The 23,207-nt window shown below is 68.5% G+C and carries 28 protein-coding genes; 18 read left to right on the top strand and 10 right to left on the bottom strand.

Annotated elements, in window-relative coordinates; all coding sequences use genetic code 11:
* Positions 1–57 precede the first annotated feature (57 nt).
* Entirely contained in the window at positions 58–459 is a 402-nt protein-coding gene (locus tag Q0632_RS16045) for a hypothetical protein (RefSeq protein WP_298932005.1), read from the top strand.
* 29 nt (positions 460–488) lie between these two features.
* Positions 489–1,178: a glutathione S-transferase N-terminal domain-containing protein gene (locus tag Q0632_RS16040; RefSeq protein WP_298932004.1), complete on the top strand. Its 690-nt coding sequence runs from the start codon at positions 489–491 to the stop codon at positions 1,176–1,178.
* Positions 1,179–1,298: 120 nt separating this feature from the next.
* On the opposite strand, the gene Q0632_RS16035 is transcribed toward Q0632_RS16040, so the two are convergent.
* Positions 1,299–1,979 carry a hypothetical protein gene (locus Q0632_RS16035; RefSeq protein WP_298932003.1) on the bottom strand — a complete coding sequence of 227 codons (681 nt, stop codon included), beginning with the start codon at positions 1,977–1,979 and terminating at the stop codon, positions 1,299–1,301.
* A 117-nt stretch (positions 1,980–2,096) separates the two neighbouring features.
* Here Q0632_RS16035 and Q0632_RS16030 point away from each other — a divergent pair, with 117 nt between their 5' ends.
* The 5 genes from Q0632_RS16030 to Q0632_RS16010 all read left to right on the top strand — a co-directional run bounded on the left by Q0632_RS16030 (position 2,097) and on the right by Q0632_RS16010 (position 5,459).
* Entirely contained in the window at positions 2,097–3,683 is a 1,587-nt protein-coding gene (locus Q0632_RS16030) for an MFS transporter (protein WP_298932001.1), read from the top strand.
* A gap of 4 nt (positions 3,684–3,687) precedes the next feature.
* The gene (locus tag Q0632_RS16025) at positions 3,688–3,900 is read left to right on the top strand and encodes a DUF3820 family protein (RefSeq protein ID WP_298931999.1); all 213 of its coding nucleotides are present in this window, start codon (positions 3,688–3,690) and stop codon (positions 3,898–3,900) included.
* Between the two features lie 104 nt (positions 3,901–4,004).
* The gene (locus Q0632_RS16020; protein ID WP_298931997.1) at positions 4,005–4,349 is read left to right on the top strand and encodes a helix-turn-helix transcriptional regulator; all 345 of its coding nucleotides are present in this window, start codon (positions 4,005–4,007) and stop codon (positions 4,347–4,349) included.
* Entirely contained in the window at positions 4,333–4,821 is a 489-nt protein-coding gene (locus Q0632_RS16015; RefSeq protein ID WP_298931995.1) for an SRPBCC domain-containing protein, read from the top strand. Before Q0632_RS16020 ends, Q0632_RS16015 begins: the two co-directional genes overlap by 17 nt.
* Positions 4,818–5,459 (top strand): glutathione S-transferase family protein, encoded by a 642-nt coding sequence (locus Q0632_RS16010; protein ID WP_298931993.1) that lies wholly within the window; start codon positions 4,818–4,820, stop codon positions 5,457–5,459. The genes Q0632_RS16015 and Q0632_RS16010 overlap by 4 nt, the downstream gene beginning before the upstream one ends.
* Before the next feature lie 3 nt (positions 5,460–5,462).
* Here the strand turns inward: Q0632_RS16010 and Q0632_RS16005 are convergent, their stop codons facing one another.
* On the bottom strand, positions 5,463–5,936 hold the full coding sequence (locus Q0632_RS16005) for a MarR family transcriptional regulator (protein ID WP_298931991.1): 474 nt from the start codon (positions 5,934–5,936) through the stop codon (positions 5,463–5,465).
* A 47-nt stretch (positions 5,937–5,983) separates the two neighbouring features.
* Here Q0632_RS16005 and Q0632_RS16000 point away from each other — a divergent pair, with 47 nt between their 5' ends.
* The 3 genes from Q0632_RS16000 to Q0632_RS15990 all read left to right on the top strand — a co-directional run bounded on the left by Q0632_RS16000 (position 5,984) and on the right by Q0632_RS15990 (position 7,870).
* Positions 5,984–6,730, top strand: coding sequence for a siderophore-interacting protein (locus tag Q0632_RS16000; RefSeq protein WP_298931989.1), 747 nt, complete (start codon positions 5,984–5,986; stop codon positions 6,728–6,730).
* Between the two features lie 44 nt (positions 6,731–6,774).
* A complete protein-coding gene (locus tag Q0632_RS15995) occupies positions 6,775–7,230 on the top strand; it encodes a hypothetical protein (protein ID WP_298931987.1) in 456 nt (151 codons plus the stop codon).
* Positions 7,231–7,321: 91 nt separating this feature from the next.
* Positions 7,322–7,870, top strand: coding sequence for a M15 family metallopeptidase (locus Q0632_RS15990; protein WP_298931986.1), 549 nt, complete (start codon positions 7,322–7,324; stop codon positions 7,868–7,870).
* Positions 7,871–7,892: 22 nt separating this feature from the next.
* Here Q0632_RS15990 and Q0632_RS15985 read toward each other — a convergent pair whose 3' ends face one another.
* From Q0632_RS15985 to Q0632_RS15970, 4 genes are all read right to left on the bottom strand, one after another.
* Complete coding sequence (locus Q0632_RS15985) at positions 7,893–9,854, bottom strand: ATP-binding protein (protein WP_298931985.1); 1,962 nt, start codon at positions 9,852–9,854, stop codon at positions 7,893–7,895.
* Positions 9,855–9,946: 92 nt separating this feature from the next.
* Entirely contained in the window at positions 9,947–11,209 is a 1,263-nt protein-coding gene (locus tag Q0632_RS15980) for a phosphatidylserine/phosphatidylglycerophosphate/cardiolipin synthase family protein (RefSeq protein WP_298931983.1), read from the bottom strand.
* A gap of 73 nt (positions 11,210–11,282) precedes the next feature.
* Positions 11,283–11,675 carry a DUF2784 domain-containing protein gene (locus Q0632_RS15975; RefSeq protein ID WP_298931981.1) on the bottom strand — a complete coding sequence of 131 codons (393 nt, stop codon included), beginning with the start codon at positions 11,673–11,675 and terminating at the stop codon, positions 11,283–11,285.
* A 16-nt stretch (positions 11,676–11,691) separates the two neighbouring features.
* Positions 11,692–12,564 carry an alpha/beta fold hydrolase gene (locus Q0632_RS15970; RefSeq protein ID WP_298931979.1) on the bottom strand — a complete coding sequence of 291 codons (873 nt, stop codon included), beginning with the start codon at positions 12,562–12,564 and terminating at the stop codon, positions 11,692–11,694.
* Between the two features lie 120 nt (positions 12,565–12,684).
* Between Q0632_RS15970 and Q0632_RS15965 the strand changes: the two genes are divergently transcribed.
* Genes Q0632_RS15965 through Q0632_RS15955 form a run of 3 tightly spaced genes read left to right on the top strand, consistent with a single transcriptional unit; the run spans position 12,685 to position 15,035 of the window.
* Positions 12,685–13,668 carry a tripartite tricarboxylate transporter substrate binding protein gene (locus tag Q0632_RS15965; RefSeq protein WP_298931977.1) on the top strand — a complete coding sequence of 328 codons (984 nt, stop codon included), beginning with the start codon at positions 12,685–12,687 and terminating at the stop codon, positions 13,666–13,668.
* Between the two features lie 45 nt (positions 13,669–13,713).
* Positions 13,714–14,259: an NYN domain-containing protein gene (locus Q0632_RS15960; protein WP_298931975.1), complete on the top strand. Its 546-nt coding sequence runs from the start codon at positions 13,714–13,716 to the stop codon at positions 14,257–14,259.
* The gene (locus tag Q0632_RS15955; protein WP_298931973.1) at positions 14,256–15,035 is read left to right on the top strand and encodes an SDR family NAD(P)-dependent oxidoreductase; all 780 of its coding nucleotides are present in this window, start codon (positions 14,256–14,258) and stop codon (positions 15,033–15,035) included. The genes Q0632_RS15960 and Q0632_RS15955 overlap by 4 nt, the downstream gene beginning before the upstream one ends.
* A 120-nt stretch (positions 15,036–15,155) precedes the next feature.
* Here Q0632_RS15955 and Q0632_RS15950 read toward each other — a convergent pair whose 3' ends face one another.
* The 3 genes from Q0632_RS15950 to Q0632_RS15940 form a co-directional block, all read right to left on the bottom strand.
* Positions 15,156–15,518 carry a hypothetical protein gene (locus tag Q0632_RS15950; protein WP_298931971.1) on the bottom strand — a complete coding sequence of 121 codons (363 nt, stop codon included), beginning with the start codon at positions 15,516–15,518 and terminating at the stop codon, positions 15,156–15,158.
* 140 nt (positions 15,519–15,658) lie between these two features.
* On the bottom strand, positions 15,659–16,408 hold the full coding sequence (locus Q0632_RS15945; RefSeq protein WP_298931969.1) for a substrate-binding domain-containing protein: 750 nt from the start codon (positions 16,406–16,408) through the stop codon (positions 15,659–15,661).
* A 68-nt stretch (positions 16,409–16,476) separates the two neighbouring features.
* Positions 16,477–17,244 carry a sterol desaturase family protein gene (locus Q0632_RS15940; protein ID WP_298931967.1) on the bottom strand — a complete coding sequence of 256 codons (768 nt, stop codon included), beginning with the start codon at positions 17,242–17,244 and terminating at the stop codon, positions 16,477–16,479.
* Positions 17,245–17,344: 100 nt separating this feature from the next.
* Between Q0632_RS15940 and Q0632_RS15935 the strand changes: the two genes are divergently transcribed.
* Together Q0632_RS15935 and Q0632_RS15930 are read left to right on the top strand one after the other, a co-directional pair.
* The gene (locus Q0632_RS15935) at positions 17,345–17,947 is read left to right on the top strand and encodes a DUF2889 domain-containing protein (RefSeq protein WP_298931965.1); all 603 of its coding nucleotides are present in this window, start codon (positions 17,345–17,347) and stop codon (positions 17,945–17,947) included.
* Complete coding sequence (locus Q0632_RS15930) at positions 17,940–18,194, top strand: hypothetical protein (protein WP_298931963.1); 255 nt, start codon at positions 17,940–17,942, stop codon at positions 18,192–18,194. Before Q0632_RS15935 ends, Q0632_RS15930 begins: the two co-directional genes overlap by 8 nt.
* On the opposite strand, the gene Q0632_RS15925 is transcribed toward Q0632_RS15930, so the two are convergent.
* Positions 18,169–18,759: a hypothetical protein gene (locus Q0632_RS15925; RefSeq protein WP_298931962.1), complete on the bottom strand. Its 591-nt coding sequence runs from the start codon at positions 18,757–18,759 to the stop codon at positions 18,169–18,171. The genes Q0632_RS15930 and Q0632_RS15925 overlap by 26 nt on opposite strands.
* Before the next feature lie 339 nt (positions 18,760–19,098).
* Between Q0632_RS15925 and Q0632_RS15920 the strand changes: the two genes are divergently transcribed.
* The 3 genes from Q0632_RS15920 (at position 19,099) to Q0632_RS15910 (ending at position 23,160) form a co-directional block, all read left to right on the top strand.
* Complete coding sequence (locus Q0632_RS15920) at positions 19,099–19,527, top strand: helix-turn-helix domain-containing protein (RefSeq protein WP_298931960.1); 429 nt, start codon at positions 19,099–19,101, stop codon at positions 19,525–19,527.
* 176 nt (positions 19,528–19,703) lie between these two features.
* Positions 19,704–20,564: a hypothetical protein gene (locus Q0632_RS15915; protein WP_298931958.1), complete on the top strand. Its 861-nt coding sequence runs from the start codon at positions 19,704–19,706 to the stop codon at positions 20,562–20,564.
* Positions 20,565–20,700: 136 nt separating this feature from the next.
* Complete coding sequence (locus Q0632_RS15910) at positions 20,701–23,160, top strand: transglycosylase domain-containing protein (RefSeq protein WP_298931956.1); 2,460 nt, start codon at positions 20,701–20,703, stop codon at positions 23,158–23,160.
* Positions 23,161–23,207: the final 47 nt, after the last annotated feature.

The raw sequence follows: 23,207 nt of genomic DNA, 5'->3' as shown, positions 1-23,207 counted from the left end.
TCGCGCAAGCACCATACGTTCATGCCAACACAAGGCATGTCAACACAAGGAGCTGTCATGAAGAAGATCAATTCCCTCCGGTCCCTGGCCGCCGCCGCGGTCGTCGTGGGCGCCTTCGCCGCAGCCAGCGCCGCCCATGCGGGCAGCGACGTCCATCTGTCCATCGGCCTGGGCTTCCCCGGCGTCTATACGCAACCGGTGCCGGTCTACGCGCCGCCGCCCGTGGTCTATGCGCCCCAGCCGGTCTATGTCCAGCCGCGTCCCTACCCCTATGTGGTGCAGGCCGCGCCGGTCTACCTGAACTCGGGCTATGGCTATGGCTACGGCTACAACCAGGGCAACGGTCACGGCCACCATGGGAACAAGCACGGCAACAAGCATGGCAACAAGCACGACGCCGACCGCGACGGCGTGGCCAACCGCTACGACCGCGCTCCCAACAACCCGTACTACCGCTAAGACGTGAGGGTGGTGCTAGGCTTGTGCCCATGCTCAAGCTCTACTACCACCCCTCGCCCAATCCCCTCAAGGTCGCCCTCTACCTGGAAGAGGCCGGCCTGCCTTACGAGCTGGTGCCCATCGACACCCGCAAAGGCGAGCAGCACAGCCCCGCCTTCAAGGCCCTCAACCCCAACGCCAAGACACCCGTCCTGGTCGATGGCGAGGCCGTGGTGTTCGACAGCAACGGCATCTTGCTGTATCTGGCCGAGAAGACCGGCCAGTTCCTGCCGGCCAACACCCCGGTGCTGCGCGCCGAGCTGCATTCCTGGCTGATGTTCGTGGCCACCGGCATCGGCCCCTACTGCGGCCAGGCCGTGCACTTCAAGCTGTTCGCGCCCGAGCCCAAGGAGTACGCGGTCAACCGCTACACCTTCGAGGCGGAACGCCACTGGACCATCGTCAATGAGCGCCTGGCCACCCGCGAATGGATGGTGGGCGAGGGCTACACCCTGGTCGACATGGCGGTCTGGGGCTGGGCCCGCATGCTGCCGCGCCTGATGGGTGAGTCCGCCTGGACCGCCTTCCCCCACGTCAAGCGCCATCTGGACGCCATCAACGCCCGCCCCGCCGCCCAGCGCGCCGAGGCCTTGAAAGAGCGCTTCGTCTTCAAGCAGGATGTGGACGCCGAGGCCCGCAAACAGCTGTTCCCGGGCAACGCGCGCATCGGCGCAGCCTGAATCCAGGCGCTACAAAATCAGGAGCTTCTCAGGTCCATTCCATGCGGGATTGAGCCTGTTTCACCCATAAAAAAGCCGCCACACGGGCCTGGGCCCGGGTGGCGGCTTTTTTGGGGACGCTCAGTTCGAAGCGAAGCAGTAGAAACGGCCAGCGCCGCCGGTGCGGATCAGGGCTTCCTGGCTGCAGCCGGCCGATTGGTGCGAGAAGTTCCAGCTCTTGGCCCAGTTCTCGTTCATCGGGCCGATGCGGTCGTGGTGGCCCAGGATGGCCGAGCCGTCGGTCGACGAGGTCCAGGCCTTGCAGGTGGTGTCGGTCTGCGGCGCGAAGGCCGTGCCGTCGGCGCGGGTGCCGGTCAGCATGTCGTGCTCATTGGGCGTGTCGCCCCGGCCCTTGACCATGGCGCCCTTTTCGTCCAGCGCGGTCTGCTTGGTGACGTTGTTGCCGCCGTTGTGCAGCGCATCCAGGTTGGCGGCGATCAGCACGCCCTTGGCGTTGTACCAGGGGCCGGCGCCGATGCGGTCGCGCGCATTGACGGCGGGCACGCCGGCGGCGTTGGTGGCCGAGGGGAAGGTGGGCGGCACGCTCAGGTAGGCCTTCCAGGTCTTGCCGCCGGCGCCGGCAGCCGAGGCCAGGCGCTGGCAGTGCGCGTCCGCGCCGGCGATGCCGCCCAGGTCGGCGCCCTTGCCGCTGCCCACGCTGGTGACGAAAAAGCCCATGGGGCCGGTGCTGCTGGGGGTGGCACAGGCGGCCAGCAAGGCCAGGGTGGCGGCCGCGGTTGCCAGGGTACGGAGCTTGCGCATGGTGCTTTCCTTTATGGAAGGGGTGAAAGGTGTGCGCAGTCTAGCCAGGAAATATGCCAGCGTTCTACGGAGCCACCCTAGGGTCACAGGGGCCTCTCCCGCTTAGACTGCCCATCAATGTCTGCTGTCCCCTCGCATTCCGTCTGGTCGCCGCTGCGCCTGCCAGCTTTCCGTGGTCTCTGGGTGGGCAGTGCCATCTACTTCACCGGCAACGCCATGCAGGTGATGGCCGCCTCCTGGCTGATGGTGGAGCTGACCGGCTCGTCCTTTCTGGCGGCGCTGGTGCAGACGGCGGTCTTCCTGCCCATGTTCCTGCTGGCCCTGCCGGCCGGCGTGCTGGCTGACACCACGGACCGGGCCAAACTGATCAGCATTGCCCTGGTCGTGCAGGCTGTCATCGTCGTGGTGCTGGCCCTGCTGGCCTTTGCCGGTTATGCCGGGCCGGCCACGCTGCTGTTCTTCACCTTTTGCGCGGGCTGCTGCACCGCCATCCTGTCGCCGGCCTGGAACACCAGCGTGGCCGACGCCGTCCCGCGCGAGGACATGCCCCAGGCCATCACCGCCATGTCGATCGCCTGGAACAGCGCCCGTGCCCTGGGCCCGTCGATCGCCGGCTTTGTCTTCGCCGCCGTGGGCGCCGGCTGGGTCTTCGCGCTGACGGTGGTCAGCGCCTTGCTGCTGCTGCAGGCGGTGCGCAAGTGGCCGCCGGCGCCGCACCCGGCCACGCGTCTGCCGCCCGAGCGCCTGTGGGGCGGCACACTCAGCGGCCTGCGTTATGCGCGCCACTCGCGCATCATCCTGGCCCAGTTGCTGCGCACCGTGGCCTACAGTGGCGCCGGCTCGGCCCTGTGGGCGCTGCTGCCGGCCATCGCCGCGCAGCAGCTCAAGCTGGGCGCCACCGGCTTCGGTTTCCTCATGGGCTGCCTGGGCACGGGCGCGGTGGCGGCCGGCCTGGTGCTGGGCAAGGTGCGGGCCCGCATGGGGCTGGAGCCGCTGGTGGCGGTGGGCTGCGGCGTGTTTGCCGGGGCCATGCTGATCTCGGCCTTCGTCCACGTGGCGGTGATCGTCTTCATCGCGCTGGCCATCGGCGGCGCGGCCTGGATGGCGGTGATGGCCACCTTCAACACCGCCACCCAGTCCAGCGCGCCGCCCTGGGTGCGCTCGCGCGCCGTGGCGCTGCACACGCTCAGCGCCCTGGGCTCGTTTGCCATCGGCTCGGCCTTCTGGGGCGCGATGTCGGGCATCGTCGGCCTGTCGCTGACCCTGGCGGTGGCGGCGGCGGTGATGGTTGGCGGCATCTTCCTGGCCCGCGCCTTCCCCCTGCGCATGGGCGACGCCTATGAGGTGACGCCGGGCACGCTGGGGGTGGACCTGTTCATCAAGGACCAGCCGCACCCCGACGACGGCCCGGTGTCGGTGGAACTGGGCTACCGCATCCGCGACGGCGAGGCCCAGGAGTTTCTCTCGGCCGTGACCCAGCTGCGGGCCTCGCGCCGGCGCGACGGCGCCACCCTGTGGCGGGTCTACCGCGACCTGGGTGATCCCTCGCGTTATGTGGAGCGCTTCATCGTCACCTCCTGGGCCGCCTACCTGCACCAGCGCGCCCGCACCACCCAGGCCGACCAGCAACTGGAAGCGCGCGTGGCCGAGTTCTTGCGCGAAGGAGAGGCGGTCAGCATGCAGCACTACATTGCCGAGCGCTAAAGCCATGGACTCCGAGTCGCTGGAACTGCTGGTCACGCGCGAGATGCCCTTTGGCAAGCACAAGGGCACGCTGATCGCCGACCTGCCGGGCAATTACCTGAACTGGTTTGCCCGCGAGGGTTTCCCGTCGGGCGAGACCGGGCGCCTGCTGGCGTTGATGCACGAGATCGACCACAACGGCCTGGGCCACCTGCTGCAGCCGCTGCGCCGGCGCTAGCCGCCGCGCCCCGTTCACAAGCCGTTGCAGAAAAGCAGTTTGACAAACTGCGATCTTGTGAATAACCTTGTGGTTATATAACTGCAAGGTTCCAAAGCCCATCCATGGACACATTGAGCGCCACCTTCGCCGCCCTGGCCGACCCGACGCGCCGCGCCATCCTGTCGCGCCTGGCCATGGGGCCGGCCAACGTGACCGAGCTGGCTCTGCCGTTCACCATGAGCCAGCCGGCCATCTCCAAGCACCTGAAGATCCTGGAGCGGGCCGGCCTGATTTCCCGCTCACGCGAGGCCCAGGCCCGGCCCTGCAGCATCCAGGCCGCGCCGCTGCAGGAGGTGGTGGAGTGGGCCGGCGGCTACCGCCAGCTCTGGGAAGAGGGCTTCGGGCGCCTGGACAGCTACCTGCAAGACCTGCAAACCAAGGAGAAGCCAGATGCCAAACGCAAATGAGTCAAGCGCAATCAGCACTGCATCCCAGGTCGACGACCTGGTCATCACCCGTGTCTTCAACGCGCCGCAGGCCCTGGTCTTTGCCGCCTGGACCGAGCCGCAGCACCTGGCCCACTGGTCGGGCCCGACCGGTTTCACCACGCCGCACAGCAGCATGGACCTGCGGCCCGGCGGCCATTACCGCGCCTGCCTGCGCTCGCCCGACGGCGTGGACCACTGGCTGCAGGGCACCTACAAAGAGATCGATCCGCCCAAACGCCTGGTCATGACCCATGCCTGGGAGGACGAACAGGGCAAGCCCGGGCCGGCCACGCTGATCACCGTCAGCCTGACGCAGGAGGGGCCGGGCCGCACGCGCATGGTGTTCCGCCAGAGCGGTTTCACTTCGGTGGCGTCGCGCGACGGCCATGACGGCGGCTGGTCCGGCAGCTTCGACAAGCTGGCCGCCCATGTAGAAGGTGCGCAGCCATGAAGCTGTACTACGACGAGACCATCAACCCGCGCAAGGCCTGCGCCGTGGCGCAGCATCTGGGCCTGCCGCTGGAGTATGTCCATGTGCGGCTGGCGCGCGGCGAGCACAAGGCGCCGGCCTTTCTGGCGCTCAACCCCAATGGCATGCTGCCGCTGCTGCAGGACGGCGAACTGCTGCTGTGGGAGGCCAACGCCATCATGTGCCATTTGTCCGACGTGGCCGGCGCCGGGCTGTGGCCGCATGGGGCGCGGGCGCAAGTGGAGGTGCAGCGCTGGCTCAGCTGGGACGCGCACCACTTCAGCCGCCACGGCGGCACGCTGTACTTCGAGAACATGGTCAAGCAGGCCATCGGCATGGGCGCGCCGGATGCGGCGGCGGTGCACCAGGCGGAGCAGGGCTTTGTGGCTTCGGCCGCGGTGCTGGAGCAGCACCTGGCCGACGGCCGCGCCTTCCTGCTAGGCGATGTATTGACGGTGGCGGACTTCGCCGTCTCGGCGGCCTTTCCGTACGCGCAGGGCGCGCGGCTGCCGCTGCAAGGCTTTGCGGCGATTGCCGCCTGGCATGGCCGGCTGCAAGCGCTGCCCGGCTGGCGCGAGCCCTTTGCCTTTGCCGCGGAAGAATTCGCCGAAGCGGCGTAAAGCTCAGCCCAGGTTGGTCTTGACGCGCTGCAGCAGCGCCGTCAGCTGGGCGCGCTCGGCCTCATCCAGTCCCGCCACAGCCTGCTTGCGCAGGCGCGCCGCCTGCTGCTGCAGCGTGCGCTGGATGGCGCGGCCCTCGTCTGTGAGGGACAGGCGCACGCTGCGCCGGTCGGCCTCGTCCTCTTGCGCCTGCAGCAGGCCACGCTCGCGCAGGCCCTTGACCAGGCGGGCCAGCTGGGCCTTGTCGCGGCCCGTGTGCTGGACAAGGTCGCTCTGGGTCGCGCCCGGCCGCCGGCCGAAAAAGCCCAGCACCTTGCCGTCCATGTGGGTGATGTCGTGCGGCCCGTCGCGCAGGAACCGGTACTGGCGCGAGCGGTAGTCGTGCATGACGGCATGGACCAGCTCCAGCACGTCGGTCTCCGGAGCGTTGACGGGTGTGCCGGCCTCTTGGTTGACATTATCAACTGATTTGCGCATGATAGGGGACATTATCAACCATATCCCCTCTTTCCGATTGTTTCGTCATGGCCACTGAATCCACCACCGGCAGCCGCGTGCAGCGCGTGCGCCACGAACTCAAGAGGCGCGAGCTCACCGTGCTGCGCACCGAAACGCTGAGTCCGCATTTCATCAGCATCAGCTTCGGCGGCGAGTCGCTGGCCGACTTCATCAGCGCCTCCTTCGACGACCACGTCAAGTTCATCCTGGAGGGCGCGAGCGGCACGGCGCCGGTGATGCGCGACTACACGCCGCGCCGCTTCGACGCGGCGGCGCGCGAGCTGGTGATCGAGTTCGCCCTGCACGGCGACGGCCCGGCCGCCGCGTGGGCGGCCCAGGCCCGCAGCGGCCAGCGGGTCACCGTCGGCGGGCCGCGCGGCTCCTTCATCATTCCCAGCGACTACGCCTGGCACCTGCTGGCCGGCGACGAGACGGCGCTGCCCGCCATCAGCCGCCGGCTGGAGGAATTGCCCGCCGGCGCGCGCGCCATCGTGCTGGCCCGGGTCGGCGACGCGGCCGACCGCCGCGCCTTCGCTACCGCCGCCGATGTGCAACTGCAATGGCTGGAGGCCGACCAGAGCCTGGTCGATGCCGCGCGCGCCTTGCAGCTGCCTGCCGGCGAGGGCTATGCCTGGTGCGCCGGCGAGGCTGCCGAAATGGCGGCGCTGCGCCGTGTGCTGGTGGACGAGAAGGGCCACGACCGCCACGCCATCCGCGCCGCTGCCTACTGGAAGCGTGGCGCCAGCGCCCACCACGAGAACCTCGAGGGCTGAGGCGCTCACCTGGCTGTCACACTGCGCGCTCACAATCTGCCGCCATGCGCATGTCCCCCATCCTGTGGCTGGCCGGCGCGCTGGCGGCTCTGCCCGCCGGGGCGCAAGAGCAGGCTTGCGCCGCCAGCCTGGCCGAATTGCACGCCCTGGCGGGCGGGGTCGGCTTTCCGCTGGCCTGGGAAGAGACCGGCATGGCCGATGGCAAGCCGATGCGCGTGGCCATTCTCGAGCGCGACGGTGCACTGTTCCTGCAGTTCACCAAGTCGGGCGAGGGCCTGTGGGCCGAGAGCGCGGGCCGCATCTGCCGCGTCGGCACGCGGCTGGAGCTGCGATTCGGCACAGCCCAGGTGCGCCTGGGACCGGCCGCCCACTGGCTTCTGCGCGCCGCGCTCGGGCAGGGCGGCCAGTTCACTCTGACCCGTTTGGGCCCCGACAGGCTGCACATCGCAACGGTCGGTTGGAGCAGCAGCTTTGCCGCCGCCCTGGCACGGCAACCCTGAGGTGACGGCCGGGCTGGGTCTTCCTCTGAATGGAGGATGGCAGCGTTTGCCTGCAGCGGTACGCTGGCCGCTGTTTCAGGAGGGCCAGGCAATGAGAGGCACAGACAAGCTGTTTCCACCGGTTGCGGCAGCGGCCGAACTGCTTGCCCAGCATGCAAGCACGCTGAAGCTGCGCATCCAGATCACCGACACGCTGCGCACCAACGCCGAACAGAGGGCCCTGTATGCCCACAGCCGGGAACCCGCCGACAAGGTGAACGCCTTGCGCAAGGCCGCCGGCATGCCGGCTGTGGCGCCTGCGGAGGCGGCGGCCTGGCGCACGGACGCCAGCGACGCCACGCGCAGTTACCACGGCTACGGCCTGGCCTTCGACTGGGTGCTGCTCGATGCACAGGGTCGGGCCAGCTACGACACCAAGGCCGACACCAACATGGACGGCCAGAAGGACTGGTACCAGGTGGCCGGCTTGACCAGGTTCATCCCCGGTCTGGAGTCCGGCGCCTATTGGTCCAGCAAGCCCGACCTGCCGCATTGCCAGATGACCTTCGGGCTGACGCCGGCCGACTTGCGGGCAGGCCATAGGCCGCCGGGCTGGAAAGAGTGGGTGCTGGCGGCCAGGCCGCCCATCGATATCCAGTGATCCGGGCCAAGGCCGCGGAAGCTCAGGCCGCGGCCTTGCTCTCGACCGTAGCCAGCAGATGCTGCAGCGCGCCGATCTCGGCCGGCTTGACCAGGTGGTGGTCGAAGCCTGCGTCGCTGGCGCGGCGGCGGTCGTCTTCCTGGCCCCAGCCGGTCAGCGCGATCAGCAGCGGCGGCCGCTCGGGATAGCGGCTGCGCAGGGCGCGCGCCACGTCGTAGCCGTTCATGCCGGGCATGCCGATGTCCAGCAGCACCACTGGCGCGCGGTAGCCCGCATAGATCTCCAGCGCCTGGGCCCCGTTGCGCGCCACCTTGACCTGCGCGCCCAGCATCTCCAGCAGCATGGCCAGGCTGTCGCCGGCGTCGTGGTTGTCGTCCACCACCAGCACCCGGGTGCGTCCCAGGTCGGCGTCCTGCGCCGGCTGCGTTCCGGCCGCGGCCGGCGTGTCCGGCGCCAGCGGCAGACGGACGGTGAATTCGCTGCCCTTGCCGGGCCCTTCGCTGTGTGCTTCCACGCTACCTCCATGCATTTGCGCCAACCGGCGCGACAGGGCCAGGCCGATGCCCAGCCCGCCCTGGCCGTGGCCGCTGTCGCGGTTGCCACGGCTGAACATCTCGAACATGCGCGGCACTTCGGCGGGGTCCATGCCGATGCCGGTGTCGCGCACGCTGACCAGGGCCTGGCCCTGGTCCTGCCAGGCGCGCACGCTGATCCGGCCCTGGCCCTCTGTGTACTTGGCCGCGTTGTTCAACAGGTTGGCCAGGATCTGCGCCAGCCGCACCGGGTCGCCCTCCAGCCACAGGGGCGCGTCGGGCAGGTCCACGCTGAGCTGGTGGCCGGCGGCCTTGACCAGGGGGTCGCTGGTCTCCAGCGCGTTGCGCACGACCGCTGCCAGTTCGACCCGTTCCTGGCGCAGCGACAGCGTGCCGCGGCTGATCCGTGAGACCTCCAGCAGGTCGTCCACCAGGCGCACCAGGTGGTTGACCTGGCGTTCCATCATGGCGAGCACCTCGGCGGGCTTGTCCCCCTCGCAGCTGCCGTCCATGCGCAGCAGGGCGATGGCGTTGCGCAGCGGCGCCAGCGGGTTGCGCAGCTCGTGCGACAGGGTGGCCAGGAACTCGTCCTTGACCCGGTCGGAGTCGGCGAGCCGCTGGGCCTGCTCGCGGATGGACTGCTCGGCGTTCTGCCGCTCGGTGATGTCGCGGGTGGTGCCCGCCACGGCCACCACCTGTCCATCGGGCCCCAGCACCGGCGCGAAGATGTAGTCGTAGACGCGCCGGCCGCCGGTGCCGGTGAAAGGAATCTCGCCGCGGATCGGCGCCCGGGTGGCGATCACCGTGTCGAGCTCGCGGTCGTGCATGTCGGCATGCCATTGCTCGTAGCCCAGGTCCATCCATTTCTTGCCGCGCACGTCGTCCACACCCCAGGTGCGCAGCAGGGCATCGTTGGCATACAGGGCGCGGTGCTCCAGGTCGAAGACGTAGACGAAATCGGGCGTGCTGTTGAGCGCCGTCTCGTACATGCGCCGGTGGGTCTCGGACTCGGCCAGCAGCTGTTCGCGGTCGGCTTGCGCCTGCCTGGCCTTGGCGGCGGCATCCTCGACGCGGTGGATGATGTATTCCACCGCGCCACTGTCGTCGAGCACCGGCGAATTGACCGCCAGCCAGTGGCGCTCCTCGTAGCTGCCGCCCTGCGCCGGCGGCAGCCTCACGTCGTAGCGCTGCGCCGCCATGGTGTCGGCCGACCGGCTGGCGATCACCCGCTGCAGCGAAGCGCGCAGCTTGCCCACGCCGTCCGCATCGGGCAGGCCCGGGTTGTCGGGAAAGGCCTCGAACAGCGGTCGGCCCAGGATGGCGGCGTCGGTGCGGGTGATGCGCAGGTAATCCTGGCTGGCCGCCACGATGCTGAAGTCCGCGTCAGCGCGCAGCACAGCGAACATGCCGGGAACCCCGTGGAACAGGCGCTGGATATCGGTAGGGGTCACGGCTTGTGGTGGCGGTTGTGGCCTGCTGAGGTTAAGCCATGCCGGCCGCGCTGGCCGTAGGAATGCTCTGACACGGCGTCCCGCCGCCGGCCTCAGAGCAGTTCGTTGAGCAGGTAAAAAGCGTTGTCCTTGGCCTTGTGCCAGAGGCCACGCTTTTGCCAGCGTTCCAGTTCGATCTCGCTGGCACGGGCGGCGTACTTCTCGAAGATGCCGTCCAGTTGCCGGGCCAGGGCTTCGTCCAGCACGCCCAGCATGATCTCGTCGTTCGTCTCGAAGGAGCGGTCGTCGAAATTGCTGGAGCCCACTGCGCTCCAGATGCCGTCCACCGTCATCACCTTCTGGTGCAGCAGGGTGTGCGGGTACTCGAACAGGCGCACGCCGCACTTGAGCAGTTTCGCGAAGTTGCGGTGGCCGGCGTGCTGCACCATGGGGTTGTCCGAGCCGCTGGTCGAGGGCATCAGCACCCGCACGTCGACGCCGCGCTGGACGGCTTCTCCGAAAGCGTCGATGGCTTCGGGCTCGGGGATGAAGTAGGGGTTCTGGATCCAGATGCGCTTGCGCGCCAGGCAGATGGCCGTGTGGTGCAGGATCTTGACCGCCGGCGCCGAGCGCTCGGGCTTGGCGTAGACGGCGTGGACCAGCACCTCGCCGGCCGGCGCCAATGGTGGGAAGTAATCGTCGCCCAGGAACAGCTCGCCGGTGGCGCCGCCCCAGTTCTCGCTGAAGGCGGCCTGCACGTTGTGCACGATGGGCCCGTGCAGGCGCAGGCTGACGTCGGAATAGTGTTCGCCGTCCTCGGCGTCGCCCAGCCACTCGTCGACGATGCAGTGGCCGCCAACAAAGGCCTCGCGCCCGTCCAGCACCACCATCTTGCGGTGGGTGCGGTCGTTGAGCACGCCCAGGTTGCGAAACGACCGCTTGTGAAAGAACTTCAGGCGGCAACCGGCCTCGCGCATCTGCTGGACGACCTCCTTGCCCACGCCCTTGGAGCCGGTGGCGTCCAGCAGGATGCGCACCTTGCGGCCGGCACGGGCTTGCTGCGAGAAGGCGTCGGCCAGGCGGCGGCCCAGCACGCCGTCCTTCCAGAGAAAGGTCTCGAAGTGGATGGACTTTTGCGCGGCGCCGATGCGATCGAGCAACACCTCGTAGAAGGCGCCGTTCTCCAGCACCTGCACCGCGTTGCCGGCCACCGCCGTGCCCAGGGTCAATCCGGCCAGCGAAGGCATCAGATCGCAGATGGGCGCGTCGCAGTCCACCTGCAGGCTGGGCGAGTGGTGGTAGCGGATGGACCAGATCGCCACCGCCAGCAAGGCGATGACGGCCAGCGCCAGCCAAGCCCAGACGGAGATGCTCATGGCTGCGGATGGTAGGCAGGCGGCCGGGCGAAGCGGGTCAGACAACAGCGCGACTTGCGCGCCGGCGCGGGTTTTAGCGCGGCTTGCGGCGCGGCGGAAAGCGCAGCCACACGGCCAGCACCAGCACGCCAAAGGCGCTGTAGGCCAGGGTGAAGGCCCAGGGCGGCGCGTCGAAGTACAGCAGGGCCTGCAGCCAGTGGCCGATGAAGGCGCCCTCGTAGGTCTGCAGGCCGGCCCGGGCGCGCAGCCACATTTCCAGGGTGGTCAGCGGGCACACCGCGCCCAGCCAGGCCTGGGCCGCCACCACGGCGATGGCGGCGGCATGGGCCAGCCGGAAGGCCGGGCGGTTGACCCAGGGCCAGCCGCGCAGGTTGCCCGCGACGATGGCGGCCAGGCCGCCCAGCACGAACAGGACGATGCCCAGGTGCGCAGCCAACACAAGGTCGGCAAGCAGGGCGTAGGGCATGGCCTGGTCCGCCGGCTCAGCGCCCGGCCAGCAATTCCAGCAGGGCCTGGTCGAAGGCTTGCGCTGCTTCGTACTGCACCCAGTGGCCGGCGCCGGGCAGCAGCACCAGCCGGCCGAAGGCGGGGGCTGTGCGCAGCACGGCCTCGAGTTCGTCCAGGCGGCCGCGGTAGAGCGCGTCCTGTTCGCCGTAGATGGCGTCGATGGGGCAGTCCAGCGCGGGCAGGGTGCGCGCCAGGATGTCGGTCAGGGCCAGAAAGCGGCCGCGCATGCGGTCGCGCGGCACGTTGGCGGCCTGCAGCGCCACGGCGGTGGCGTCGATGGCCTCGGGTGCGTGGAGCATCAGCACGGCCAGATTGGCGCGGTGCACGGCGTTGCGCTCCTGCGCGTCCTCCAGATGCCGCCAGGGCGTGAGCGACAGGCGGCGGTTGCGCAGGCCCATGCCGGGCGCGCCCACCAGCACCAGGCGGCGCACGCGGCCCGGGTGTTTGCCGGCCAACAGGCCGCCGGTCAAGCCGCCGAAAGAAAAGCCGACCACATCGCAGGGTGCATCGCCCAGCAGCGCGCGCAGACCCTGGTCCAACGGGTCGACCTCGCCGTCGGCGTCGTGGTTGCCCGGCGGCACGGCCGAGTCGCCAAAGCCCGGCAGGTCGGGCACGACCACGCGCCGGCCCGACGCGGCCAGGGCCTGCACGTTGCGCAGCCAGTGGGTCCAGCTGCCGCTGCCGCCGTGCAGCAGCAGCATCGGAGTCCCTTGCGGATCGCCCCACACGTGCCAGACCATGGGGCCGTCGCCGCAAGGGGTTTCGTGGCGTTGTGCCGTGGCCAGCACGCGCAAGGCGTCGGGCGGCAGATCGGTGGACAGCGGCAGGGACGGCGGCAGGTCGGGCATGGGGGGATTTTCGCTTGACCGGCAAGCTGCCTGCGTCCTGCACTGCAGGCTAAGGGCTCTCCTGGATGGCGCGGCGCATCCGCCGTCCCACAATGGACGGACAACAAGGAGACAAGCACCATGGCCCTCATTCCCAGGTTCTCGCGTCTGTTCCCTGTCCTGGCCCTGGCCAGCCTGCTGGCCCCGTCCGTGCAGGCCCAAGTGCCCGTCGGCCCCTGGCCCAGCAAACCGATGCGCATCGTCGTCACCTTTCCGCCCGGCGGCGCGCCCGACACGCTGGCCCGCCTCCTGGCAGAGAAGTGGGCCGCGCTGGGCCAGCCCATCACCGTGGACAACAAGCCGGGCGCCGGCGGCAACATCGGCGCCGACCTGGTGGCCAAGAGCCCGCCGGACGGCACGGTGCTGGTGTTGGGCACGGTGGGCACGCACGCTATCAATGCCTCGCTGTACGACAAGATGCCTTACAACAATTTGAAGGATTTTTCGCCCATCAGCTTCCTGGCCTCCACGCCCAACCTGCTGGTGGTCAACAAGGACGTGCCGGCCAGGGACGCGAAGGAACTGATCGCCCTGGCCAAGGCCAGGCCGCTGACCTTCGGCTCGTCGGGCAGCGGCACTTCCATCCATTTGTCGGGCGAGCTGTTCAACACCCTGGCGGGGGTGAAGATGCAGCACGTCCCCTACAAGGGCAGGGCCCAGGCCATTCCCGACCTGCTGGGCGGGCGCATCACCATGATCTTCGACAACATGCCCTCGGCCCTGCCGCTGGTGAAGTCGGGTGAGCTCAAGGCCATCGGCGTGACCAGCGCCCGGCGCTCGCGGGCCGCGCCCAACATCCCGACGCTGGCCGAGTCGGGCCTGCCCGGCTTCGAAGCGACCTCGTGGTTCGCCCTGCTGGGCCCGGCCGGCATGCCGCGCGACCTGCAGCTGCGGCTGAGCGCCGAGACCGCCAGGGCGCTTGCCCAGCCCGACGTGAAGGAAAAGCTTGCTGCCCTGGGCCTGGAACCCAACCCCGGCACGCCCGAGGCGCTGACGGCGCTGATGCTGGCCGAGACCATCAAGTGGGCCAAGGTGGTCAAGGAGTCGGGCGCCAAACCGGATTGAAGGCGCGGGAAGAGGGCGAATTGCGATGGGTGGACAATGCGGCCGATGAACGACCGCGCCATTGCCCTGTACTGGGACTTCGAGAACCTGCACGCAGGCCTGTGTGAAGAGAAGGACCCGGGCGCCTATGCCCGGCCCGACAACCGTTTCAAGGCGCAGGAGCCGCTTGTCGACGTGCAGGCCGTCGCCAACCTGGCCGCCTCGCTGGGCCCCATCGCCATCCACCGCGCCTACTGCAACTGGCAGTTCTTCGGCCGCTACCGCGACCTGCTGCTGCACAACGCGGTGGAGCTGATCCAGCTGTTCCCGCCCGGCGGCACGGCCAAGAACGGCGCCGACATCCGGCTGTGCCTGGATGCTGCCGAGGACGTGGCGCGCTTCCCGCACATTGGCACCGTGGTGGTGGTGGGTGGCGATAGCGACTTCATGCCGCTGGCGCAAAAGCTCAAGGCCGCCGGCCGCACGGTGGTGGGCGTGGGCCTGCGCCAGACCACCAACCGGCACTGGGCCAGCAGCTGTGATGCCTTCCACTACTACGACAACCTGCCCAAGGCTGTGCCCCCAACGCAGGGTCTGGACGCCAACGCATGACGAAGATTTCCGAGCGCAAGGTCGCCCTGGTCACCGGCTCGGCCACCGGCGTGGGCGCCGCCACGGCGCTGCTGCTGGCCCAGCGCGGCTTCAACATCCTGGTCAATTATTCCAAGAGCGAGCACGAGGCCAAGGCCTGCGCTGCCGCCTGCCGCGAAGCCGGCGCCGACACCCTGGTGCTGCGCGGCAGCGTGGCGCAGGACGCGGATTGCCGCGCCATGGTGGAAGCCACGCTGGCGCGCTGGGGCCGGCTCGATGTGCTGGTCAACAACGCCGGTGTCTCGGTCTTCGGCGAGGCCGCGGCCTGGGATGCTCTGGACGTGGAAGCCTTCCAGCGCATCCTGGGCGTCAACACCATCGGCGCCTTCCAGATGGTGCGCGCCTGTTTGCCGCACCTGAAGTCCGCCAGGGGCGCCATCGTCAATGTCTCCTCGGTGGCCGGCGCGCTGGGCATAGGCTCGTCCATCCCCTACATCGCTTCCAAGGGCGCGCTCAACGCCATGACCTTGCACCTGGCGCGCTCGCTGGCGCCGGAGATCCGCGTCAACGCGGTCTGTCCGGGCCTGATCACCTCGCGCTGGTTTGTCGAAGGCATAGGCCAGGCCGGGTACGAGAAGACCAAGGCCAGCTACGAGGCCAGCGTGCCCCTGCGCACCGCATGCACGCCCGAAGACGTGGCCGAGGCCATCGTCTGGCTAGCCGACGGTGCCCGCACCACGACCGGTGAACTGCTGATGCTCGACAGCGGCACCCATCTTGGCGGCTTGCGGCCCTGAGCCACTCAGTCGTACAAAACCGAATTTCAGAGCGGAATCGGCCTCTAGCCCACGCGAAATGGACTTCCCTTGCTATGAATTCGGGAGTAATTTGCGGGCGCGAAGCGCCAGCGGCGCCCCTTAGCGTCGATCATTTCTCCGGCGCCATTGGCCAATGGCGATGGCAGCGAAGATGACTGCGAGCGCAAGGGCGACGATGGGAAGCGTGGCTGCACCGAGCGTGGACTGGAGCAGGATGGCAAGGGTCTTCGATCTCCATCCGGCAGGCTGGCCAGGAGCTCCGGTTTCGAGGAGTGCCAGCACGGCGACCAAGGCGCAAACGATGCTCGCCAATCCCGGGAGTGACCAGCGCAAGGACTCACCAGGGGTATAGCCCTTGTCCAACAGTTTGCGCATCGAAGCTGCGTCAGGGGTCCGCCGGTCATGGACCATGAATCCGACGATCACGATCAAGAGTGCAAGGGCGATCAGTACTTCAAGCATTCGCGAATTGGTTTCGAGCGCTTGAGGCCAGCTGCGCCACTGGCATCCAGCTTGGAGTGCCGAGCTGCGGATTCATGAGCTTCACATTCTCCGGGGGCGTAAGCTGTTGCGGGGCTTGTCAGAGCGCAGCAACGAGGGAGTCAGCGCGCCGCCAACATGCCCTTGCCACTCAACACCTGCGCTGCCTCGGGACTCGCAAGCAAGGCGAGCAAGGCGCGCGCAGCTTCAGGCTGGGCGGCACGGGCGCTGACGGCGCCGGCATAGCTGGTGTAGTTCTGGATGGCCTCGGGCAGGGGGCCGACAAGCGTCACGCCGGCCACGGGCAGGATCTCGCTGACCTGGTGGATGGCCAGGTCGGCCTCGCCGCTCACAAGCCGCTCGGCCACCAGGCCGCCGGGCACGAGCACGGCCTTGGCGCGCACCGCGTCGGCGATCCCCATGCGCTGGAACAGGCCGTCCAGGTAGATGCCGCTGGAGCCACCGGCGGCAGGGTCGATGTAGGCGAGCTTGCGCGCGGCCAGCACGGCCTGCTTGAAGTCGTCCACCGTGGCCAGGGCCGGCTGCGGCGCGCCGGTCTTCACCGCCACGCCGATCGCCACCCGCGCCAGCGGCATCGGGCTGCCGGCCAGGACGCTGCCCAGCGGCTGCATGGCGGCCGGCGTCAGCACCACCAGGTCGAAGGCCTCACCGCCACTGATGCGTTTGGCCAGCGCGCCGGCCGTGTCGTTCTGGATGTCCAGCTTGTGGCCGGTGCGCGCCTCGAAGCCCGGCGCCATGGCCACCACCACCTGCTTGAAGGCGCCAGCCGTCAGCACCTTGACGGTCTCGGCCTGGGCCGCGCCGGCCAGCAGGGCCAGGGGCAGAAACAAAAGGGCGGTCAGCTGGCGCATGGCAGGGCTCCGGAGGGGATGAAAAGGCAGGGCGCGGCCAGTTTAGCGGCGGGGGTAGGGCGCAGGAGTCAAGGCTCGGGAACGGTGGCGGCTTGCGCGCCTGCATAGACATCCTTGAACCTCAGCATATCCGCAAGCCGCTCCTCCTGACGTTGCGGGAAGCCGCAACGGGCAGCAAAGCCTTCCGTATCCTTGAACGTGCCGAACAGACGGTCCCACCAGGTGATGTCGCCGAAATTGAAGGCATGCACATTCAGCTCGTGATGAATGGAGTGGTGCTCCGGCCGTTGGATGAACCATCCCAACCACCTGGGTGTCTTGATGTTCGAGTGGTAGAAGTATTCGCCGGCGGCACCGAAGAACGATGTCCATGCGCCGGCCTGCGCCGTGCCGCCAAACACGCAGTAAATAAAAAAGCCGGTCAGGAGCGAGTCCGCCGCAATCTCTACCGGATGCTTGTAGAACGAGGTGAGCACCTCGATGCGGCTGGGGCTGTGGTGAATCTGATGGAACACCAACCAGAAGCCGTTGGCATGGCGAAGCCGATGCCACCAGTAGAAGATGAAGGTCCCGACGAACCAGTAGAAAGCGCCTTCAGCGATGGGACTGGCCCATCCGCCCAGGTCTAGCAGGGCGTACTCGCGAAAATACCGGTTCCAAGTGATGCCGCCCACGCCGATCAGAACAAGCTGCATCAGGTTCATCAGGCCGGCGCGCAGATACCAGCCGGGAACTGAGGGCAATTCCCTGCCTGGAGACAGCCGCTCCCATGCGAAGAACAGCAGCGTGATGGCAACAATCAAGGCGGCTGGGAGCAGTTGTTCCTGGTAGGCCATGGGTGGGAGCGCAGGGGCTGGTAGTGCAGAAAACAGCACGGTTATAAGTTGTCCCCCATCCCCTCGCAAGCCGGAATTCGCTACGGTGGGAAAATGGCGCATGCCCCTTCCCGAACCTGCTGCCCGCACCCACCTGCACACGCGCGCCGTCACCTACCGCGGCTACAGCCGCGAGGACGGCCTGTGGGACATCGAAGCCGAGATGTCCGACACCAAAACCTATGCCTTCGAGCGCTCCCAGAGCGGCACCATGCTGCCGGGAACGCCTATCCACGGCATGGCCATCCGCGTGACGGTGGACGACAGCCTGAAGATCCAGGCCGTCGCCAGCGCCATGGACCACACGCCGTTTGGCGAATGCCAGGGAGGGGTCGACCCCATGCAGCAGATGGTGGGCGTCACCATGGGGCCGGGCTGGCGCGTGGCCATCGAGCGCGCCCTGGGCGGCGTGCGCGGCTGCACCCATCTGCGCGAGCTGCTGTTCAACATGGCGACCGCCGCCTACCAGACCATCCCGGTCTACCGCGCCCACATGCGCCGCCAAGCCGGCCTGGCCGAGTCCGACAGCGACCAGCCGCCTTACCACCTGGGCAAATGTCTGGCCTGGGATTTTGACGGGCCGGTGGTCAAGCGGGTCTATCCGCTCTTTGCCGGCTGGAAGCCGCTGGTGCGCCAGGCCAAACCGGGGATGGGCCATGGCTGAAGCCGCGATCACGACCGACCACTACAAGCTGTTTCCCTCGCCGCGCAACCCGCACCGCGAGATCTTCCTGCACGAGGTCTTCGTGCCCTACCCGTATGCGCTGATCGACCTGCCCAGCTTCGACCTCAAGGGCAAGTCCAGCCTGTTCGCGGCCTACCGGCTGGCCGACCGCAAGCACGGCCAGTTGGTGACCTTCGAGCTGGAAGCCGATATGGCGAGGTTCAACGCGCGCTTCGTGCCGGACTGACGGCCCTCACTGGGGCCGTGGCGGCGTGTTCCTGCCGCGCCCCCTGGTCCAGCAACTGCTGCAGGGCCTGGCGGCAGCCGTGATGGATGTCGAGCAGCCGTTGCAGGCGCTGCACCAGTTGCGCCACGCCGCCGGGCTGCAGCAGCATCCGGATCGCTGCGCCCGTGTCGACCGGGGCGGGCAGGGATGCCGGCGGGTGCGCGCGGAACTGGGGAAGCTGCGCAACGATGCGCCCCGCCAGCCATGCAGCGGTGAACAGCAGCACCTGATGGGCGACCAGGCCTGCCGCCAGGCCGCCGTCGGCAATGGTCCCTTCCTGCAGCAGCTGGGTGCGTGCCGGCACCGGCACCACCATCCAGGCGTCGCGCACGTTCTGGTAACGGCCCACGCCGCCGGCCGCCGCGTCCAGCATCTGGCAGACCGACTGGAACTGTTCGTAGGTGGCGTCCGGGTCCGCGCCCGGGGCGGACAGCTCATTGCTGAAGCCTGCGACAAAGCCGGCGCTGAAGGCGCCGCAGTACAGGCAATGGGAGGCGGTGTCGAGTTTGTGCAGCGGGCAGGGCATGTCTGGCTTCCATCCTAGGCCCGCGCTCAAGCCCCTACGCTGGCTCAGGCATGGCGCCTTTCGGGGTGCGTGTTTGCATGCGAACGCGAAAAACGCAAGTGCTCGCAGGAAAGTCATAGCGCGCACTGCGCCGGCAGGACGGGTATTTTTGAAGAAAAGAACTTTCGGCTTCACCCGTCTTTGGGAGGTTTGGCCCGCATTTCTGTCGGCTTGGCACAACAGATGACTGCCACCCGGTCGCAGTGCAGGCGGCTAAGATGCCGCCTGGAGGCCTTTCCCGCCGCTCAGCGCATGCAGCAAAAGACTGCGCACGCGGCGCATCACCGTTGTACCCATCGCATGCCCAATATCGGCTCCGTCCTCAAATCCGAAATCTCCCGCGTGGCCCGCAAGGAAGTGCGCACCGAAACGCAGGCTCTGAAGAAGTCGGTCTCGCTCTACCGCAGTCAGATTGCCGACCTCAAGCGCCGGCTGCAGGTCCTGGAGCAGCAACTCAAGCGCGTCGGCCGTGTGGCCGCCAAGGCAGCGCCCACCCCAGCCGAGCCGCAAGAAGGGGCCGCGCCGCGCTTTAGCGCCAAGGGGCTCGCGGCGCAGCGCAAGCGCCTTGGCCTGTCGGCCGCGGCCATGGCCAAGCTGCTGGGCGTGTCGGCGCTGTCGGTCTACAAATGGGAAAGCGGCAAGACCCGGCCTCGCGCCAAGCAGATCGAAGCCATCGCCCGCCTGCGCGGCATCGGCAAGAAGGAGGCCGCCGCCCGCCTGGGCGGCTAGCTCTGCAGCAGCGCCATCGCGGCGTCAACAGCTGGGTTTGCAGCTGCGGCTCAACAGGTCTGTTGCCTGACTTTTTTCACGTTTTCGCCACTCAATGGCCGCGCGATTGCAACAAGCGTGAACTAGGGTGCTGTCGGTGCGTCACTCGTTTCTTTGTCAGACGAGGACTACAGACGATGGACAAGCTCAGCCGCGCGGGATATGCAGTGATCGCCGCAGGCGTCGTGGCCCTGGAACTGATCGCCCTGGCCAGCTGGCAGGGCTGGATCCCCAGGCGCGTGCGCTCACCGGTGGACCTGCCGCTGCCCATGCTCCAGACCCCCATTGCGCAAGCACCCGCCGCCGTGCAACTGGCGCCGGCCGCCACAGCGCTGCCCGCCGCCGCAGCGCCACCCCAGCCGCGCCCCGAGGACAGCTACTACGCGCAGCTGCGCGGCAAGGTGCGCTGGGTCAGCGCCCAGTTCGGCGGCGACGCCATGGCCACGCCCGACTACCAGTCGCGCATGCTGCTGGCCAAGTCGGCGGCCGAGCGTGCCGGCCTGGACGAGGTGGGCCTGGGCTACCAGGACGTGTACGGCGTGATCAATGCCGAGACCTCCTGGGTGCCGCGCACCGGCATGGGCAAGAACGGCACGGCCAGCCATGGCGTGGCCCAATTCGAGCCGGCCACCGCGCGCGCCCTGGGCCTGCGCGACCCCAACGACCTGGTCGAGGCCGTGCACGTGGCGGCCGAGCACATGCGGGAAGCGGCGCTATGGAGCGAAGCCCGCATCGCGCGCCTGAAGCTGGGCACCGGCGAGCGTGCCGCCAGGCTGCGCGAGGGCGTGTCGATCTACTACAACCTGTCCAGCCGCGGCCGCAGCGCCTGGAACGGCAAGAACACGAGCCGCCTGCCGGTGGAGACGCGCCGCCACATCATGAACACCCGCCTGGGCGCGGCCCAGGCCATCTCGCTGGAGGTGCAGTTGCAGGCCATGCAGCGCGGCCGCGGAAATGGCGGCACGGCGACGGCCAGCGCGCAGCAGCAAGGCCGGTAACCGCTAGCCTGCCACATACCTGTTTGCTCTTGATTTGATAGCGTCACAGCGCCATTTCACGGGGGCTGCGGCTTGAATCGTAACTAAAGTAACCGTCCTACAGCGGTAGAATGCGCTCTCACGCATGATCGCCGCAATGCATTCTTTCCTGGCCCGACTTCGACCCTTTGCCGACAGAGTGGTGCATGCCGTGCGCAACCCCACCAAGCGCGGCGTGCTGCTCACGCTGGCCGCGCTGCCGGGCCTGCTGCTGCTCTATGTGCTGCTGCTGATCCCCTTCACGCCCAGCATCGGCGATCTGCGCAAGGCCAGGCAGGAGGCGCCGGCCCAGGTGCTGTCGGCCGACGGCAAGGAACTGGCGCTGTTCAAGCGGGCCAACCGCGATGCCGTCAAGCTGGCCGACATCTCGCCCAACGTGGTCAAGGCGCTGATCGCCACAGAGGACCACCGCTTCTACGAGCACAACGGCATCGATTTCAAGCGCACGGCCTCGGCCGTGCTGCGCACCTTCGGCGGCGACCGCCAGGGCGGCTCGACCATCACCCAGCAGCTGGCGCGCAACATGTACCCCGACTCGATCGGGCGGTCCGTCAGCATCACGCGCAAGCTCAAGGAAGCCATCACCGCGCTGAAGATCGAGATGGTCTACAGCAAGGACGAGATCCTGGAGACCTACCTCAACACGGTGCCCTTCCTCTACAACGCCTACGGCATCGAGATGGCGGCGCGCACCTATTTCGACAAGCCGGCCCACAAGCTGGACGTGCTGGAAGCGGCCACGCTGATCGGCATGCTCAAGGGCACGGCCTACTACAACCCGGTGCTGCAGCCCGAGCGTGCCGTGCAGCGGCGCAACACCGTGCTGGGCCAGATGCTCAAGCACGAGCAGCTGAGCCAGGCGCAGTTCGACACGCTCAAGAAGCGGCCGCTGAAGGTCGACTTCGAGCGCCAGACCGAGCCGCTGGGCCCGGCGCCGCACTTCACGCAGCAGCTGCGCCGCTGGCTGATCGAGTGGGCCGACCGCAACGATTACAACATCCATGCCGATGGCCTGGTGGTGCGCACCACCATCGACTCGCGCCTGCAGGCCGCTGCCAACCAGGCGGTGGCCAGGCAGGGCGATCGCCTGCAGGCCATCGCCGATGCGGTCTGGGGCGCGCGCGCCGGCTGGGCCTCCAACAAGGCCATGGTGCAGTCCCTGCTGCGCGAGCAGCCCGAGTACAAGGCGGCGCGTGAGGCCGGCAACAGCGACGCCGAGGCGCTCAAGAAGCTGCAGGCCGATACCGTCTGGATGCAGGCGCTGCGCCAGGAAAAGACGCGGCTGCAGGCCGGCTTCCTGGCGCTCGACCCGAGCAACGGCCATGTGCTGGCCTGGGTCGGCAGCCGGGGCTTCGGCAAGGACCAGTTCGACCACGTGCAGCAGGCCCGGCGCCAGCCTGGCTCGACCTTCAAGCCCTTTGTCTACGGCACGGCCTTTGAACAGGGCATCAGCGCGTCCGAGACCTTCATGGACGACGACGTGGAAATCTCCCTGGGCGCCGGCGGCGCGGTGTGGAAGCCCTCGGACGCCGGCGGCCCCAGCTACCGGCCGATGACGCTGCGCGAAGGCCTGATGTATTCCAAGAACACCATCACCGCCCAGCTGATGCAGCGCATCGGCCCCAGCGCGGTGGCGCGCCAGGCCCAGGCCATGGGCCTGCGCCAGAGCAAGCTAGAAGAGGTGCTGTCGCTGGCCCTGGGCACCAGCCCGGTGACGCTCAAGGAGATGGTCGCCGGCTACGCCACCATCGCCAACGGCGGCAGCTACATCGAGCCGACCTGGGTGCTGCGCATCGAGGACAGGCACGGCAAGGTGCTGGAAGAATTCAAGCCCAAGACGGCCGAGACGGCCATGTCGGCCGCAGCTGCCGCGACCTTGCTGGACGTGATGCGCGGCGTCATCGACCAGGGCACGGGCGCCGGCATCCGCAGCCGCTTCGGCATCCAGGCCGATGTGGCCGGCAAGACCGGCACGACCCAGGACAACACCGACGGCTGGTTCATCCTGATGCACCCGCAGGTGGTGGCCGGCGCCTGGGTGGGCTTCAACGACAACCGCATCACCATGCAGGACAGCTGGGGCCAGGGCGCGCGCAGCGCCCTGCCCATGGTGGGCGAGTTCTTCCAGGCCGGCCTGCGCTCGCGCGTGATCGACGGCCAGGCCAAGTTCGACGCGCCGCGCGGCGCCGGCCTGCCCGACCCCACGCTGGCGCCGGTGACCGAGCCGCAGGCCCAGCCCGAGGTGGTGCAGCCCGAGGCCAGCCCGCCGCCGGCGCCGCAGCCGCCGGCCGAGTACATGGCCACTGGCGCGGGTCCGGTGCCGGCGTCTTCCTTCCCGCCACAGCCACAACGCGCCGTCGTGGCCACGCCCCAGGTCACCATCGTGCGCCCTGGCGGTGGCCAGCAGGTCGAGCGCGGCGTGCGCATCCTGTCCGTGCCAGCCGACCAGCCCCAGGGCGGAGAGCAAGGCGTGCGCATCCTGGAGCCCGCGGCGCGGACCGAGCAACCGCTGCGCAGCGAGGTCCCGCCCGAGCCGGCAGCCGCATTGCCGCGCTGAAGGGCAGTCCCGGCCTGCGCTGACCGGCGCCGTCGGCCCGCGCCGAC

The organism is uncultured Ramlibacter sp. (genome assembly GCF_936925435.1).
Taxonomy (GTDB): domain Bacteria; phylum Pseudomonadota; class Gammaproteobacteria; order Burkholderiales; family Burkholderiaceae_C; genus Ramlibacter.
The sequence above is the reverse complement of the archived record's forward strand: the minus strand, read 5'-3'. Positions and strand labels throughout refer to the sequence as shown.

Excerpts from the sequence above, each read along its gene's own strand:
- Q0632_RS16045 (WP_298932005.1), top strand. The coding sequence starts at position 58 with ATGAAGAAGATCAATTCCCTCCGGTCCCTGGCCGCCGCCGCGGTCGTC.
- Q0632_RS16040 (WP_298932004.1), top strand. The coding sequence starts at position 489 with ATGCTCAAGCTCTACTACCACCCCTCGCCCAATCCCCTCAAGGTCGCC.
- Q0632_RS16035 (WP_298932003.1), bottom strand. The coding sequence starts at position 1,979 with ATGCGCAAGCTCCGTACCCTGGCAACCGCGGCCGCCACCCTGGCCTTG.
- Q0632_RS16030 (WP_298932001.1), top strand. The coding sequence starts at position 2,097 with ATGTCTGCTGTCCCCTCGCATTCCGTCTGGTCGCCGCTGCGCCTGCCA.
- Q0632_RS16025 (WP_298931999.1), top strand. The coding sequence starts at position 3,688 with ATGGACTCCGAGTCGCTGGAACTGCTGGTCACGCGCGAGATGCCCTTT.
- Q0632_RS16020 (WP_298931997.1), top strand. The coding sequence starts at position 4,005 with ATGGACACATTGAGCGCCACCTTCGCCGCCCTGGCCGACCCGACGCGC.
- Q0632_RS16015 (WP_298931995.1), top strand. The coding sequence starts at position 4,333 with ATGCCAAACGCAAATGAGTCAAGCGCAATCAGCACTGCATCCCAGGTC.
- Q0632_RS16010 (WP_298931993.1), top strand. The coding sequence starts at position 4,818 with ATGAAGCTGTACTACGACGAGACCATCAACCCGCGCAAGGCCTGCGCC.
- Q0632_RS16005 (WP_298931991.1), bottom strand. The coding sequence starts at position 5,936 with ATGCGCAAATCAGTTGATAATGTCAACCAAGAGGCCGGCACACCCGTC.
- Q0632_RS16000 (WP_298931989.1), top strand. The coding sequence starts at position 5,984 with ATGGCCACTGAATCCACCACCGGCAGCCGCGTGCAGCGCGTGCGCCAC.
- Q0632_RS15995 (WP_298931987.1), top strand. The coding sequence starts at position 6,775 with ATGCGCATGTCCCCCATCCTGTGGCTGGCCGGCGCGCTGGCGGCTCTG.
- Q0632_RS15990 (WP_298931986.1), top strand. The coding sequence starts at position 7,322 with ATGAGAGGCACAGACAAGCTGTTTCCACCGGTTGCGGCAGCGGCCGAA.
- Q0632_RS15980 (WP_298931983.1), bottom strand. The coding sequence starts at position 11,209 with ATGAGCATCTCCGTCTGGGCTTGGCTGGCGCTGGCCGTCATCGCCTTG.
- Q0632_RS15975 (WP_298931981.1), bottom strand. The coding sequence starts at position 11,675 with ATGCCCTACGCCCTGCTTGCCGACCTTGTGTTGGCTGCGCACCTGGGC.
- Q0632_RS15970 (WP_298931979.1), bottom strand. The coding sequence starts at position 12,564 with ATGCCCGACCTGCCGCCGTCCCTGCCGCTGTCCACCGATCTGCCGCCC.
- Q0632_RS15965 (WP_298931977.1), top strand. The coding sequence starts at position 12,685 with ATGGCCCTCATTCCCAGGTTCTCGCGTCTGTTCCCTGTCCTGGCCCTG.
- Q0632_RS15960 (WP_298931975.1), top strand. The coding sequence starts at position 13,714 with ATGAACGACCGCGCCATTGCCCTGTACTGGGACTTCGAGAACCTGCAC.
- Q0632_RS15955 (WP_298931973.1), top strand. The coding sequence starts at position 14,256 with ATGACGAAGATTTCCGAGCGCAAGGTCGCCCTGGTCACCGGCTCGGCC.
- Q0632_RS15950 (WP_298931971.1), bottom strand. The coding sequence starts at position 15,518 with ATGCTTGAAGTACTGATCGCCCTTGCACTCTTGATCGTGATCGTCGGA.
- Q0632_RS15945 (WP_298931969.1), bottom strand. The coding sequence starts at position 16,408 with ATGCGCCAGCTGACCGCCCTTTTGTTTCTGCCCCTGGCCCTGCTGGCC.
- Q0632_RS15940 (WP_298931967.1), bottom strand. The coding sequence starts at position 17,244 with ATGGCCTACCAGGAACAACTGCTCCCAGCCGCCTTGATTGTTGCCATC.
- Q0632_RS15935 (WP_298931965.1), top strand. The coding sequence starts at position 17,345 with ATGCCCCTTCCCGAACCTGCTGCCCGCACCCACCTGCACACGCGCGCC.
- Q0632_RS15930 (WP_298931963.1), top strand. The coding sequence starts at position 17,940 with ATGGCTGAAGCCGCGATCACGACCGACCACTACAAGCTGTTTCCCTCG.
- Q0632_RS15925 (WP_298931962.1), bottom strand. The coding sequence starts at position 18,759 with ATGCCCTGCCCGCTGCACAAACTCGACACCGCCTCCCATTGCCTGTAC.
- Q0632_RS15920 (WP_298931960.1), top strand. The coding sequence starts at position 19,099 with ATGCCCAATATCGGCTCCGTCCTCAAATCCGAAATCTCCCGCGTGGCC.
- Q0632_RS15915 (WP_298931958.1), top strand. The coding sequence starts at position 19,704 with ATGGACAAGCTCAGCCGCGCGGGATATGCAGTGATCGCCGCAGGCGTC.
- Q0632_RS15910 (WP_298931956.1), top strand. The coding sequence starts at position 20,701 with ATGCATTCTTTCCTGGCCCGACTTCGACCCTTTGCCGACAGAGTGGTG.